We start from the raw sequence: 13,006 nt of genomic DNA on the forward strand, positions 1-13,006 counted from the left end.
CGGTCTACGCGGGCCCGACCAGTTCCTCGAAGGTGCGGATCCGAACGCTGGTGGGCCGTTTCGTGTACTGTCCTCGTTCGCGTGTAATCACCTGCGAGACGCCGCGCTGGGCGGCGATATCCAGAACTCGCTGGCTCAACTCGCCGTCGATAACGAGTGCGTATGGCGGTTCCTCGGCCTCGCGGATCGTCTCGAACGCATCTTCGGCGGGTGCGCTCGCCATCTCGTGGAACTCGCCATCGAGGACTCGAACCGTTCCGGTCCCCTTGCCGATGGTCGCCTCGGCGTGTTCGCGCAGACTCGCCGGCTCCTCGCTCGCCTCCGTTCGATTCCCGTCGTCCGGCGACACATCCGCGTCGGGATCCGTCGGCTCGGCGGGTGTCTCGGGCGATTTGGTCGTCTCGGTCGTCTCGATCGCCGACTCGCCGTCGGGAGCGGGCCGGGCGCTGCCATCGGTCGCGGCGACGAACCGCCGCGTGCCGGTCTCGGAGAGCGCCTCGTAGGAGACCTTCTCGCGCAGCGCGTTGAACACCTCCTCGCGGGAGAGTTCCTCGACAGAGCGGCCCGCGGGGGCGAAGGCGACGGAGTCGATCTCGCCGACCTGCTCTAGCTCCTTCATGATGAGTTCGCCGCCGCGATCCCCGTCGAGGAAGGCCGTCGTCGTGCGCTCCTTGGTGAGTTCGGCCACCGCCTCGGGAACGTTCGTCCCCTCGACGGCGACGGCGTTCTTGATCCCGTATTTCAACAGCTGAAGCACGTCCGAGCGCCCCTCGACGACGATGATCGCGTCGCCGTCGGCTACGCGAGGCCCGGCAGGATAGCCCTCGTATTCGGTGATGTCCTCGATTCGGATGCTCTCTCTGACCCGATCGAGAAGTTCGTCGCTCGAGAGCACCGTCTCGTCGAACGCCGTCGAGAGCAGCTCTCGCGCCCGTCTGACGACCTCGCGGCGCGAGGCCGCACGGGTGTCCTCTATCCGGCTCACCTCGATGGTCGCCCGGCAGGGGCCGACCCGGTCGATGGTTTCGAGCGCCGCCGCGAGCACGGCGGTCTCGACTTTGTCCATGCTGCTCGCGACGGTTATCGTCCCGGCGGACTGGCCGCGCTGGCTCGCGATTTCGACGTCGATCCGCCCGACCTTCGAGGACTGCTGGAGGTCGTGGATCTCGAGGTCGTCGCCCAGAAGTCCCTCGGTCTGGCCGAAGACCGCGCCGACGACGTCACTCCGCTCGACCACCCCGTCGGCCGTGATGTCCGCGTGAATGAGGTATTTCGCAGTATCGTTGAGTGTCATTGGTAACTGTCATGAACGCCTCCATGACGCCGTCTAGTTCGCGCCCGACGGGGAAAATAATTGCCGTCTGTCGCCGACGGAACTACTATAGACGGCGACACGAAGCGATCACACATGGGTATCGACGAAGCCGACATCAGTCCCGAACGGTTCCTCGAGGACGTCGAGATGCGAATCGGCGAGATCCGTTCCGCAGAGCGGTTTCCCGAGGCCAGAAAGGACGTCTACAAGCTGACGGTCGATTTCGGCTCCGAAACCAGACGGTCGGCGGCGGGGCTGACCGACCTGTACGACCCCGACGACCTCGTCGGCAGGCAGGTCGTCGCCGTCGTGAACCTCGGAACCGTCACCATCGCGGGCTTCGAAAGCGAGTGTCTCGTGACCGGGGTGGACACGGGAGGTGGCGAGGTCGTCCACCTCCAGCCCGAACGCGAGGTCGAAAACGGAAGCCGGGTGTACTGAACCGCCGGGACCGAGGTCGATGCGACGGGTGCCTATGGGATTTCGCCTCGGTACTCCGCGAAGGTCGATTCGATGGTCCCCTCGGCATCCTCGCGGCTCGTCTCGCCAAAGCGGTACTCCCCGATCGGGACGCTCTCGACGTGGGTGATCGCCGCCGGGTCGTCGGCCAGAAAGAAGCTGACGGTGTGTGCCCCATACCAGACGGCCATCACCCGTCGGTCACCGCTGAAGGTGACGTAGTGGGCCTCCTCGAGCGCTTCGCTGAGTGGGATCGTCATGTACCCGACGGTCGGCCCGACCCGTGTTAGTTCTGGTCCTATCCGACAGCCCTTAGCCCCTCACGGGCACACCGGCGTGTATGCAGACGCACATCGTGCCGGTCGGCTTCGACTACGATCGGCTGATCGCGCCGCTGGTGCGCGATCAACTCGACGTCGACCGCGTGGTCCTCATCGAGGGGGCGGTCGGGAGCGAGGCCAACGTCGAGTACTCGCGGGACCTCTCGCGGAAACTCGAGACGGACTTTCGCAACCTGCTGGGGGCCGATACCGAACGCCTCGTGCTCGCGGACGTCTACGACTACGACGCGGCCTTCGAGCAGGCCTACCGACTGATCGACGCAGAACTCGACGCCGGCAACGAGGTCTGGGTCAACGTCAGCGCGATGCCTCGGACCGTGAGTTTCGCGGTCGCGACCGCCGCCAACTCGCTGATGGTCGAACGCGAGGACGACCGCCGGAAGGTCCACACCTACTACACCGCCCCCGAGAAGTACCTCGAGACCGAACTCGCCGAGGAGCTCCGCCGGGAGGTCGGCCTACTGGAGGACCTCGATTCGGGCGAGGTCGACCCCGAACGGATCGCCGAGCGCCTCGAATCGGTCCGCGGACTGCTCAGCGAGTTCGACGAGCGGGGCACCACCATCGGCGCGAAGGAGATCGACGGCGGCCATATCGTCGAACTACCGATCGCCTCCTTTTCGAACGTCAAACCGTTCGAGGAACTCATCCTGTTCAAACTCGGCGAGGACGGCGTCTTCGAGAGCGTCAGCGAACTCGCCGAGGCCCTCGCCGACGAACTCGACGAGGAGTACACCGACAGCTTCCGTTCGAAGGTCATCTACAACGTCGACCGTCTCGGCCCGAGCGGAAAGGGCTACGTCGAACGCGAGGAACACGGCAAGTCCTACCGGACCCGGCTCTCGCGCATCGGCGAACTCTGGGTCCGGGCCCACACCAGCGCCGAGTGAGTTCACTCGGCCGCCGCCTTCTCAGCGCGCGTCGAGAGCGCGAAAAAGGTAATCCAGATCGTGAGCATCGTCGCGCCCAGCGCGGCGACCCGAAACGCCGTCGTGTTGCCCGCCATCGGGACGGCCGTCGGGTCGGAAAAGGGCAGGACCGTGTGGTGTGGCTCACCGAAGATCGGGACGAAGTAATCCACCGTGAGGTCGAAGGAGTACCACGCGAGCGCGGCGGCGATCGCCGGGATCGAGAAGTCGCTGTAGCGCTGGATCAGAAAGGCCTGGGCGACCATCCCGAGGTGGCTGACCAACAGGAAGGCATACATCGGGGGTGCGGTCCCCGCGAGGAAAGCGTCGTTGAAGACGACGAGGACGAACGGCGTCCACAGCCCGAGTTTGACGTTGCCGAAGAAGGCGAGCATGTCCACGAGTTCGTTCCCCCGGTCGAGCTTCCAGAGCGCGAGGCTCGCCGCGATGAAGAGGGTGGCAAGCGGGCTGTCGGGCACCCACGGCCAGATGGCGAGGGGCGTCCCCGAGAACTGGAAGCGGTAGTACCAGAAGCCGAAGGCGGTCCCTACGAGGTTGATCGCGACGATGGCCCACGCGTAACGAAGCGCGAGGTCCTCCAGCCGGCGGGGAAGCGGCGCGAGCCACGCGGGGAGTGTCGGCCCGGTCATTATCCCGAAGGGTGATTGAGTGAACCAAAGACCTGCCGGTTCCCCGCGACCCATACCGATTTAGGCGACGACGGCCGACGAACGCTCATGGACCGAGAGACGCTCGTCATGACCCCCGGGCCGACCGCACTCCCCGAGGAGGTCCGCGAAGCGATGGCCCGCCCGATAGAGAACCCCGACATCGAACCGGCGTTCACCGAGTTCTACCGCGACCTGCTTGGAAAGCTCGCCGACGTCTACGACACAGACGACGACCTCGTGGTGCTGGCGGGCGAGGGGATGGTCGGGTTGGAGGCGAGCGTCGCCTCCCTGATCGAGCGGGGCGATACCGTCCTCTGTCTCGCCAACGGGATCTACGGGGCGGGCTTTGCGGACCTCGCCGAACTCCACGGCGGCGAGCCCGTGCTCCACGAGGTCCCGCCCACGGAGGGGTTCGATCCCGAGGCGGTACGAGAGACGGTCGAGGAACACGATCCCGGCGTGGCGACGATGGTCCACTGTGAGACGCCAACCGGCGTCCTGAACGGTCTCGACGGGGTTCTCGAAATTCTCGACGAGGCGGGCGTGCTCACGATCTGTGATGCGGTCTCCTCGTTGGGCGGCGTCGAGGTGCCGACCGAATTCATAGATATCTGTCTCGGGGCGTCCCAGAAGTGTTTCAGCGCGCCGCCCGGACTGGCGACGCTGTCGGTGAGCGAGGCGGCGTGGGAGCGGATCGAGCGCGTCGAGCAGTGCTCGTTCTATCTGAACCTCGAACCGTGGCGCGACCTCGACTTCGAGGAGCCGCCCGCCGCCTTCCCCTACACCCACTCGGTGTCGGACCTGTACGCGCTCGATGCGGCGCTCGATCGCCTGCTGGAGGAGGGCATTGAAGACGTCTTCGAGCGCCACGAGCGGGCGGCCGAACGCTGTCGGGAGCGCGGGCGTGCCCTCGGACTGGAGCCATTCGCACCGGCATCGGCTTCGTCGACCGTCACCGCCTTCTCGGTCGAGGACGCGACCGATCTCCAGCGGCGGGTCGCCGAGGAGGGCGTCGTCCTCGCGACCGGCCTGGGAGAGTACTCGGAGACGATCCTCCGGGTCGGTCACATGGGCTACAACGCCGACATCGAGCGGGTCGATCGGGCGATGGACGCGCTCGCCACTGTCCTCGACTGATCTCGGGACGGCAGAACTGATATATCGGATCGCGGTGAGTAGAACGTATGTCGACGGGTCGAGAGTCGAAACCGACGGACGAGGAGTCCGATGCGAACCTCGGGTCCGGGCTGGCGATCGGTATCGGGCTCGGGGTTGCGATCGGAATCGCGACGGACGACCTCGCGCTGTGGCTCCCGATGGGGGTCGCACTCGGGGTCGCCGTCGGGGTGGGCATGGGGACCCGGTAGCGAAGCGGCGACGCATGGCACACCGACACGTATTACCCGCGTCCGTCCCACCGTCCCGACATGGCCGCGGAGACCGACATCGAGGAGCTAAAGCGGGGAACCGATCTCGTCAAGCGCGGGTTCGCACGGATGCAGAAGGGCGGCGTCATCATGGACGTCGTCAACGCCGAGCAGGCCCGTGTCGCAGAGGAGGCCGGCGCGGTCGCGGTGATGGCGCTGGAGGCCGTCCCCGCCGACATCCGCAAGCGCGGTGGGGTCGCCCGGATGGCCGATCCCGCCGACGTCTCTGAGATCGTCGAGAGCGTCTCGATTCCGGTGATGGGAAAATCCCGCATCGGCCACACCAAGGAGGCCCAGATCCTCGAAGCGGTGGGTGTCGACATGATCGACGAGTCTGAGGTCCTCACTCCCGCCGACGACGCCTACCACATCGACAAGCGCGACTTCACCGCGCCGTTCGTCTGCGGGGCGCGCGATCTGGGCGAAGCTCTCAGGAGGATAGAGGAGGGCGCGGCGATGATCCGCACGAAGGGCGAGGCCGGGACCGGCGACGTCAACCAGGCCGTCCACCACCAGCGCCGGATCAAGGGGGCGATCCGCAAGTTGGAGGGAATGACCTACGAGGAGCGCGAGGCGTTCGCCCGCGAGATCGAGGCGCCGGCCCATCTGGTCCACGAGACCGCCGACGCCGGCCGCCTCCCCGTGGTGAACTTCGCGGCGGGCGGGATCGCGACGCCCGCCGACGCCGCACTGATGATGCACCACGGCTGTGACGGTATCTTCGTCGGCAGCGGCATCTTCGGCGCCGAGAACCCCGAGGCGATGGCCGACGCCATCGTCGCCGCGACGACCAACTGGGACAGTCCTGACAAACTCGCCGAGATCGCCTCGAACGTCGGCAAGAGCATGAAGGGCGACGCGAACGTCGACCTCCCCGAGGACGAAAAGATGCAGGGCCGGGGCGTCTAAACGAGCTGACGCCGTTTTCGATCGGCTCGAACTCAGAGCACCCCGAACCCGAACAGCGGCCCGAAAACGGCGTGGAGGGCGATTCCGACGGCCAGCGCGGGGACCGTCGTGTAGATCGAGGCGACGATCGCCGCGGTCTTGTCCATCGCGATCAGCGGGAACAGCGCGTCGCCGTCCTGGCTGATGGCGTTCGCCGTGAGCGCCGAGAAGGGGATCGCGCCCTCGGCGTAGACGCCCGCGAGGACGATCTGGGGACCACAGCCCGGAATCAGCCCGACGAGCGCCCCGCCGACCGGCGCGAGCAGCCCTGCCGCGGCCGCGGCGGCCGCGATATCGACGTTCCCGAACAGGACGACGTACTCGTAGAGCAGGTAGCCCGCGATCACCCAGACCGTGACGAAACTCGTCTCCATCGCCGCGTGCTGGAAGGTGTCGTAGGCGCTTTCGAAGGATTCGCGGACGTGACCGACCCCGCCCTCGCCGATGTACCGCCGACCGATCGCGTAGAGGTATATCGAGAGGACCGACCCGACGATCCCGGCGACGGTAAAGACCCCCGCAAAGGTGGGCGCGACGGTCATCGCCACGTCGGGTGCGCCCCGCAGGAGGTAGACGGTGCCGGCGACCAACGCCACGAGCGCGGTGGCCCACCACGCGACGTGGGCCCCGTGGCTGAGCCACGTCATGACTCCCGTCTCCCGACTTTTCCCGTGGTCGTGGCTACACGCGACGCCGTCGTACTCGTGGCCCGGGTTAGCCGCGGGGTTCGCGCGGGCCATCGTCCCGCCGTCGGTGGCGGTCGTGCGGAGTCGCGCGACCGCGCGGTCGATTCGCCCGACACCGAGGCCGAACCGGTCGATCGCGTACCCCGAGACGATCGCTGCGACAAAGGAGATCCCATACGCATAGAGCGCGGCCTCGGGCGCGAGCGCGAGGAGGACGAACGCCGAGTCGCCGGCGGTGGCGATCAGTGTCGCGACGACGGTCCCGAAACTGACGCGCCCGCGGACGTACAGCGGCATCATCACAATTGCGCCGCCACAGCCCGGCGTCAGTCCCAACAGTGAGCCGATCAGCGGCTGGGCGCGCTCGTTGCGTTCGAGGCGCTCGACGAGGCGACCGCCGGTCCGGTACTGCACGTAGCTGAACACCACCACCGTGATCGCGACGAACGCGCTCACCTGAACGAACCCGTCGCGAACCGACCCGACGAGGATCTCGATCGGTTCAGACATACGACTCACGCCCCTCGTTCGAGGCTCCGCCAGACGGATTAGACATCTCTAATTCTCTATTTAGCATGGGGGAATTTATACGTTACGTCGCGACTCGTGTTTCGGGACGGCCGGTCGACGGGACTCGGGGAATCGTCTCGGGGTTTTTATACCGACCGCACAACCGTCCGGCATGGAGTTCGGAGTCCTGAGTACGGCGGGTATCGCACGGAAGGCGTTCCTCCCGGCGGTGGAGGCAAGCGAGCATACGGTCGGGGCGATCGCCTCGCGCGACGGCGAGCGAGCGCGAAACGTCGCCGAGGAGTACGCGATTCCGCGCCACTACGGGAGCTACGAGGCGCTGTTAGGTGACGAAGGGATCGACGCGGTCTACGTCCCGCTTCCCAACGGGCTGCACGGCGAGTGGACCCGCAAGGCCGCGGACGCCGACCTCGACGTACTCTGTGAGAAGCCCCTCGCCGCGGACGCCGAGGCGGCCCGCGGGGTCGTCGAGCACTGCCGCGAGCGGGGCGTGACGCTGATGGAGGGCTTTATGTACCGGTATCACCCCCGCACCGAGCGCGCGGTCGAACTCGCCCGTGGGGAACTCAAGGGCGTTCACTCGGTGTCGGCGACGTTCAAGTTCCCGCTTTCGGATCCCGAGGACGTGCGTCTCTCGCCGGAGTTGGCCGGCGGGAGCCTAATGGACGTGGGCTGTTATGCGGTCTCCGTGGCGCGGCTCTTCCTCGGAGACCCCGAGAGAGCCTTCGCGAGCGTCCACGACTCGCGGGGAGCCGGCGTGGACACCGATCTCGCAGGAGTATTGGAGTTCGAGGGCGGCGCTTCGGCCCGGATCGCCTCGGGGTTCGACTCACAGCTCGTCCAGCGCTACCGCGTCGAAGGGGAAAACGGCTGGATCGAGGTCGAGGACGCCTTCGACGCGCCGACCGACGAACTCACCGAACTCACGTATCGAGTCGACGGCCGCGAGGGGATCGAGACCTTCGACCCGGTCGATCAGTTCCGCCTCGAGGTCGAGAGTTTCGCCTCGGCGGTCGAGTCGGGCGAGTCCCCGCAGACCGACGGCGCGGAGGCGGTCGCAAACATGGAGGCCATCGACGCGCTCGCCGAGAGCGCCGAGCGGGGCGAAGTCGTTACCCTCGACTGACCGCTCTCAGAACAGTTCCGCACCGTGTCCGACCTGCGTCTGGTAGGCGCGGGCCTCGATCCCCTCCTCGGCGAAGCGATCGAGCATCGCGCTCGCGATCCGCTTTCGTCGGTTCCCGTCGCAGGCCGCAACGATCGCCGGGCCCGCGCCGCTGACCGTGACGCCGGTCGCGCCCGCTTCGAGGGCGGTCTCGCGCACGTCGGCGTAGCCGTCGATGAGTTCGGCGCGCGCGGGCGTAACGATCCCGTTCTCCATTCCCCGACCGACCAGCGTGGGGTCGTCCCGGAACATCCCGGCGACGAGCGTCGCCGCCCGGCCGACGCACTCGACGACCTCCGAGACCGGCGCCGAGCGCGGGACGACCCGCCGGGCGTCACGGGTCGAGATCACGATCTCGGGCAGACAGACCACCAGCGGGATCGAGGCGTCGACCTGCGTGACCCCCTCGGGGGTGGCGATCGTAAACCCGCCCATGATCGCGGGCGCGACGTTGTCGGAGTGGGCCTCGCCCGAGACCAGCGCCTCGCCCTCGGCGGCGTAGGGCACCAGTTCCTCCCGGCTGTGTCCCAGATCGTACGCCGCGTTGATCCCGACGGCGACGGCGGCGGCGCTGGCCGCAGACGAACCGAGCCCCGATGAGGGTCGGACCCCCTTGTCGATCTCGATCCGTGCGGGCGAGTCCAGTGCCTTCGCGACCGCTCCCGCGACGTTCTTCTCGGGGTTCTCGGGGATGAATTCGCTGCCCGCGCCGGACATCTCGATCGTCGTTTCCGCGGCGGGTTCGACCCGGACGACGTCGGCGGGCTGCGAGAGGGCCGCACCGAAGACGTCGAAGCCGCTGCCGAGGTTCGCGCTCGTCGCGGGGGCCCGCACGGTGACCATGCCCCTCGTTCCCGGAGGGCGGGCAAAAAGGTAGCGTCTCCGCGCCTACGCGTCGCCTTCCTCGCGCACGCCCGGCGCGCTCCCTACGTCCACGTCCTCGGGTTCCTCGCCCCCGCCGACACCGACCTCGCCGCGTTCGTCCTCAACGTAGAGGTCGTCGGCGAACCCGCTCTCGGCGTGAGGATGCTCGGGATCGTCGAGCTTTTCGAGGGTCGCGGGTGCCTCGGGGATTCCCCCCTCGGGCCGAAATGCGCCGAGAGGATCGTCGATAGTGATGTCGTAACGCTCGAAGAAGTTGGCGTACCGTTCGTAGTGTTTTTCCAGTTCCTCGACCGGGATCTCCATCATCTCGGTCCAGCCGTGGTTGTAGAAGTCGAAGTTAGCCTGGATGTGGGTGATCTCGCGCGCGCTCGCCTCGTCGAAGTCCTCCTCGAGCGCGCGCAGGTAGGTGTCCATCGTCGCGTCGAAGAAGGCGTCGAGGTGCTCGCGGCGCTCCTCCCGACGGCTCTCCTCGGCCTTTCCGAGGAAGATCCGCGTGTGCATCTTGACCAGTCCGTACGTGGCAACGGTGCTGACGCCGGGGGTCGACAGCGCCTTTTTCGCGGCCCAGTGGCGCGGGTTCTGTCGGATCTTCATGGACGGGGGTTGGGACGCGAATACCTTGAACGTCCCGCTGACGGCCGTCCGAATAGCAACCGACTTTACCCCTCGTGTCGAATCCCCTCGACATGACCCAGTCGTACGTGATCATCGGCGATGGGATCTCGGGCAGTTCCGCCGCCGAGACCCTCCGGGAAAAAGACCCCGACGCGGAGATCACGGTCGTAACCGACGAGGGCGAACCGCTCTATAACCGTATCCTCATCAAGGAGTTCGCCAAGGGCAAACTCCCCGAAGCCCCGATCTCGATCCACGACGAGAGCTGGTACGAGGACCGCGACATCACCCTCTCGCTCAACACCCACGTCACGCACATCGACCCCGAAGCCCACGTCGTCCACACCCACGAGGGCGACGACCTCGGGTACGACAAACTGCTGATCGCGACCGGCGGCACTCCGACCCAACTGCCCGTCGAGAACAGCGACGCGGAGGGGATCCACCACTTCTGGACGTTCCAAGACGCTCGAAAAATCGAGGAGGACGCGAGCAATGCCGAGAAGGGCGTCGCCGTCGGCGCGGGCCTGCTTGGCATCGATCTGGCAGCGATCTGCGGGGCACAGGATGTCGCGGGCAAGTATCTGATGCGTGGCAACCGCTGGTGGCGGTATGCCCTCTCGCTCGACGGCGCGGAGATCATCCACGACGGCCTGCGGGAGAAGGGTGTCGAGCCGGTCTTCGACAGTGGCGTCGATTACTTCGAGACCGACGACTCGGGGCGTGTCACCGCGGCGATCGACCCCAACGGCGAGCGCTTCGAGACCGACTTCGTCGGGATCGCCATCGGGCTGAACTTCAACACGGAGTACCTCCGCGGGTCGGGGATCGAACAGGACGAGGGCGTCGTCGTCGACGAGTACATGCAGACCAACGTCGACGACATCTACGCCGCGGGCGACCTCACCCGGTTTTACGACACGATCCTCGGCGAGTACGCCCAGAACGGTTCGTGGGGCTCGGCGAAAGAACAGGGCAAGGTCGCGGGCGTTAACATGGCCGCCGACGCCGAAAGCGAGGCGTTTCGCTGGGTATCGTCGTACTCCATCACCCACTTCGACTTTCCCTTCCTCTCGTTTGGCCACCCCACCATCGGCGACGAGTACGTCGAGCGCAAGTACTCCGATACGGAGTGGCGCCGCATCGCCATCAAGGACGGCAAGGTCGTCGGCGGCGTGCTGATCGGGGATCTGGCCCCCCAGACCCGCCTGAAGAAGCTCATGCGCGAGGAGACGAGCGTCGAGGGGCAGACCGACGTCCTGCTCGAAGAGGAGATCGACCTCGATCAGCTCGCGGTCTCGCAGTAAGGCGTACTAGTCGCTGCGGATTCGGTTTTCTATTCGAAGGGGTCCTTACTGAGCCACAAGGACGTAGTTTGGTTGATTTTTTCGAGTAATCCATAGAGACTGTGTAGTCAGGTGACCTATCTATGTACAATATTGTCGATCGGTGGTCAATGAATCTAAACAAACAACAAATAGTTTAATAGGATTTATTTGCCTCGTTTGTGGGAATCATTACGAACTTCGATGGTTCGAACTAATAGCGAATCGGACGGGACGCATCGCCGACGTACCATTTTGAAAACTGGTCTTGTCGCTGCGACCGGCGTCGCTGGTCTCTCAACGGCTAGTTTCGCCCAGAACAACGAAAACTCGAACTACGTAATCACGCTCACCGCTGTCGATCAGGATGGCAATCCACTTCAAGGAAAAGCAACGGTCATCGGCAGTGCGGATGGCGACATCATCGGCGAACGAGAACTCGATGAAGACGGCCAGGCGACGTGGGAAGTGAGCCAGGAGGGCGAATACTCGTACAACGTCTACGATATCCCCGGTTACGAGGAGGCTTCAGAGGATACGTCTTTTGAGGTCGATGGGGATACGGACATCACGGCCGAAATGGAGACAGAAGATTCGCAGGCCGACGACGAGAATACGATCACCGTGACCGTCCGCGACGAGAACGACGATCCCGTTGGGGACGCGAACGTGAGCGTCGTTGTGTCCGACGGCGGCGACGAAATCGCGAGCGGTGACACCGATAGCGATGGCACGGTTTCGTTCGACATCGAGAGCGGCGAGTACGACGTCATCGTCAACCACGATGATGTCATTGGCCCAGCGTCCACGTCGGTCACTGTCGATGATGGGGATACCGACGTAAGTGTAACACTCGACACGACCAACGGTCGGGCAACCGGGATTATCCGCGTGGTCGATCAGAACGGCGACCCTGTCAAGGGCGAGCCCGTAACGGTCTGGCCGCCCGGCACCGTTGAGGAGGACGGTACGGAAACACACGAGACGAACGCCGATGGAGAGGTCGTGATCGAACTCCGCTCGTTCGAACCGACTGACGTTACCTTCTTCGATGTCGAAGTGCGCGACCAGGAACAGACGCTCGGGATCATGAGTGACGCAGAAAACGGCGTCCAAGAGACCGTCTTCGAAGTCGAGACATCGGACGAAGATGGCAATGACTCTACCGATGATGGCGATAGTGATGCCGGTGATGATAATGACGAGGGCTCGACCGACGATGGCGACAGCGATGACAGTGACGACGAGGACGATAACTGTGCAAAAGCAAGCTAGGCAGTTCGTTCAATTGAGGGGATTTTCGACCACCTCTCTCCGTTCCGAGATTCTAATTAGCGTATAACCGGTTCAACTGGTGTTCGCTCTCAACTCATTGTGTCGCTGTCGGAGGTATCCGTAGCCTCAGTCGGTTGTCCGGTGGAACTCATGCGCTTGTCTGTTCTTACCTCTCGGTGACGGATCCCTCGCTGTTCGCTTTTGAGGGAAGTCCAGGAAACACGGACTGGCGACGTTTAGACCGTGGTCCCCCTCGAATTCGTGGATCGACCACTCAATTGCCCAGCGTTTGACCTGCTCTTCGACGTCAAGTAGGATCTGGTGAGTGCCAGTCTCTTATGCACTCGACCTCGACAACGGGTTACGCAACGAACCCAAACTACTCGTCGACCAGCAGTGGAATCAGACAAAAGTACTGGTAGACATACAACTATTTCCTCCGGGAAAGTACCATC

At 65.0% G+C, this 13,006-nt stretch carries 14 protein-coding genes; 8 read left to right on the forward strand and 6 right to left on the reverse strand.

The window, feature by feature from the left end; translation table 11 throughout:
- Positions 1-4: 4 nt before the first annotated feature.
- Positions 5-1,294 (reverse strand): DNA primase DnaG, encoded by a 1,290-nt coding sequence (gene dnaG / locus HAPAU_RS07055; protein ID WP_066381050.1) that lies wholly within the window; start codon positions 1,292-1,294, stop codon positions 5-7.
- 114 nt (positions 1,295-1,408) lie between these two features.
- Here dnaG and HAPAU_RS07060 point away from each other — a divergent pair, with 114 nt between their 5' ends.
- Entirely contained in the window at positions 1,409-1,756 is a 348-nt protein-coding gene (locus HAPAU_RS07060; RefSeq protein ID WP_066381051.1) for a tRNA-binding protein, read from the forward strand.
- Between the two features lie 32 nt (positions 1,757-1,788).
- On the opposite strand, the gene HAPAU_RS07065 is transcribed toward HAPAU_RS07060, so the two are convergent.
- Positions 1,789-2,034, reverse strand: coding sequence for a hypothetical protein (locus HAPAU_RS07065; protein WP_066381053.1), 246 nt, complete (start codon positions 2,032-2,034; stop codon positions 1,789-1,791).
- 80 nt (positions 2,035-2,114) lie between these two features.
- Here HAPAU_RS07065 and HAPAU_RS07070 point away from each other — a divergent pair, with 80 nt between their 5' ends.
- Complete coding sequence (locus tag HAPAU_RS07070) at positions 2,115-3,005, forward strand: HFX_2341 family transcriptional regulator (protein WP_066381055.1); 891 nt, start codon at positions 2,115-2,117, stop codon at positions 3,003-3,005.
- 2 nt (positions 3,006-3,007) lie between these two features.
- Here HAPAU_RS07070 and HAPAU_RS07075 read toward each other — a convergent pair whose 3' ends face one another.
- Positions 3,008-3,673, reverse strand: coding sequence for a DUF1405 domain-containing protein (locus HAPAU_RS07075; RefSeq protein ID WP_066381057.1), 666 nt, complete (start codon positions 3,671-3,673; stop codon positions 3,008-3,010).
- An 87-nt stretch (positions 3,674-3,760) separates the two neighbouring features.
- Between HAPAU_RS07075 and HAPAU_RS07080 the strand changes: the two genes are divergently transcribed.
- Genes HAPAU_RS07080 through pdxS form a run of 3 tightly spaced genes read left to right on the forward strand, consistent with a single transcriptional unit; the run spans position 3,761 to position 6,030 of the window.
- Entirely contained in the window at positions 3,761-4,831 is a 1,071-nt protein-coding gene (locus HAPAU_RS07080; RefSeq protein ID WP_066381059.1) for a pyridoxal-phosphate-dependent aminotransferase family protein, read from the forward strand.
- Positions 4,832-4,878: 47 nt separating this feature from the next.
- Positions 4,879-5,061: a hypothetical protein gene (locus tag HAPAU_RS07085; RefSeq protein ID WP_066381060.1), complete on the forward strand. Its 183-nt coding sequence runs from the start codon at positions 4,879-4,881 to the stop codon at positions 5,059-5,061.
- Positions 5,062-5,121: 60 nt separating this feature from the next.
- A complete protein-coding gene (gene pdxS / locus HAPAU_RS07090; RefSeq protein WP_066381062.1) occupies positions 5,122-6,030 on the forward strand; it encodes a pyridoxal 5'-phosphate synthase lyase subunit PdxS in 909 nt (302 codons plus the stop codon).
- 32 nt (positions 6,031-6,062) lie between these two features.
- Here pdxS and HAPAU_RS07095 read toward each other — a convergent pair whose 3' ends face one another.
- A complete protein-coding gene (locus HAPAU_RS07095) occupies positions 6,063-7,265 on the reverse strand; it encodes a putative manganese transporter (protein ID WP_066381064.1) in 1,203 nt (400 codons plus the stop codon).
- A gap of 172 nt (positions 7,266-7,437) precedes the next feature.
- Between HAPAU_RS07095 and HAPAU_RS07100 the strand changes: the two genes are divergently transcribed.
- Positions 7,438-8,412, forward strand: a complete 975-nt coding sequence (locus HAPAU_RS07100) for a Gfo/Idh/MocA family protein (protein WP_066381066.1) — start codon at positions 7,438-7,440, stop codon at positions 8,410-8,412.
- Positions 8,413-8,418: 6 nt separating this feature from the next.
- Here HAPAU_RS07100 and HAPAU_RS07105 read toward each other — a convergent pair whose 3' ends face one another.
- Complete coding sequence (locus tag HAPAU_RS07105; protein WP_066381068.1) at positions 8,419-9,294, reverse strand: homoserine kinase; 876 nt, start codon at positions 9,292-9,294, stop codon at positions 8,419-8,421.
- A gap of 45 nt (positions 9,295-9,339) precedes the next feature.
- The gene (locus tag HAPAU_RS07110; RefSeq protein WP_066381070.1) at positions 9,340-9,930 is read right to left on the reverse strand and encodes a DUF6149 family protein; all 591 of its coding nucleotides are present in this window, start codon (positions 9,928-9,930) and stop codon (positions 9,340-9,342) included.
- Between the two features lie 92 nt (positions 9,931-10,022).
- On the opposite strand from HAPAU_RS07110, the gene HAPAU_RS07115 reads away from it, so the two are divergent.
- The gene (locus HAPAU_RS07115) at positions 10,023-11,258 is read left to right on the forward strand and encodes an NAD(P)/FAD-dependent oxidoreductase (protein ID WP_066381943.1); all 1,236 of its coding nucleotides are present in this window, start codon (positions 10,023-10,025) and stop codon (positions 11,256-11,258) included.
- A gap of 273 nt (positions 11,259-11,531) precedes the next feature.
- Positions 11,532-12,551 (forward strand): carboxypeptidase-like regulatory domain-containing protein, encoded by a 1,020-nt coding sequence (locus tag HAPAU_RS07120; RefSeq protein WP_066381072.1) that lies wholly within the window; start codon positions 11,532-11,534, stop codon positions 12,549-12,551.
- Positions 12,552-13,006: the final 455 nt, after the last annotated feature.

The sequence above is a fragment of the Halalkalicoccus paucihalophilus genome (genome assembly GCF_001593955.1).
Classification (GTDB): Archaea; Halobacteriota; Halobacteria; order Halobacteriales; family Halalkalicoccaceae; genus Halalkalicoccus; species Halalkalicoccus paucihalophilus.

Bases quoted from the DNA above. Each gene is read 5' to 3' on its own strand.
- dnaG (WP_066381050.1), bottom strand. From the start codon at position 1,294: ATGACACTCAACGATACTGCGAAATACCTCATTCACGCGGACATCACG.
- HAPAU_RS07060 (WP_066381051.1), top strand. From the start codon at position 1,409: ATGGGTATCGACGAAGCCGACATCAGTCCCGAACGGTTCCTCGAGGAC.
- HAPAU_RS07065 (WP_066381053.1), bottom strand. From the start codon at position 2,034: ATGACGATCCCACTCAGCGAAGCGCTCGAGGAGGCCCACTACGTCACC.
- HAPAU_RS07070 (WP_066381055.1), top strand. From the start codon at position 2,115: ATGCAGACGCACATCGTGCCGGTCGGCTTCGACTACGATCGGCTGATC.
- HAPAU_RS07075 (WP_066381057.1), bottom strand. From the start codon at position 3,673: ATGACCGGGCCGACACTCCCCGCGTGGCTCGCGCCGCTTCCCCGCCGG.
- HAPAU_RS07080 (WP_066381059.1), top strand. From the start codon at position 3,761: ATGGACCGAGAGACGCTCGTCATGACCCCCGGGCCGACCGCACTCCCC.
- HAPAU_RS07085 (WP_066381060.1), top strand. From the start codon at position 4,879: ATGTCGACGGGTCGAGAGTCGAAACCGACGGACGAGGAGTCCGATGCG.
- pdxS (WP_066381062.1), top strand. From the start codon at position 5,122: ATGGCCGCGGAGACCGACATCGAGGAGCTAAAGCGGGGAACCGATCTC.
- HAPAU_RS07095 (WP_066381064.1), bottom strand. From the start codon at position 7,265: ATGTCTGAACCGATCGAGATCCTCGTCGGGTCGGTTCGCGACGGGTTC.
- HAPAU_RS07100 (WP_066381066.1), top strand. From the start codon at position 7,438: ATGGAGTTCGGAGTCCTGAGTACGGCGGGTATCGCACGGAAGGCGTTC.
- HAPAU_RS07105 (WP_066381068.1), bottom strand. From the start codon at position 9,294: ATGGTCACCGTGCGGGCCCCCGCGACGAGCGCGAACCTCGGCAGCGGC.
- HAPAU_RS07110 (WP_066381070.1), bottom strand. From the start codon at position 9,930: ATGAAGATCCGACAGAACCCGCGCCACTGGGCCGCGAAAAAGGCGCTG.
- HAPAU_RS07115 (WP_066381943.1), top strand. From the start codon at position 10,023: ATGACCCAGTCGTACGTGATCATCGGCGATGGGATCTCGGGCAGTTCC.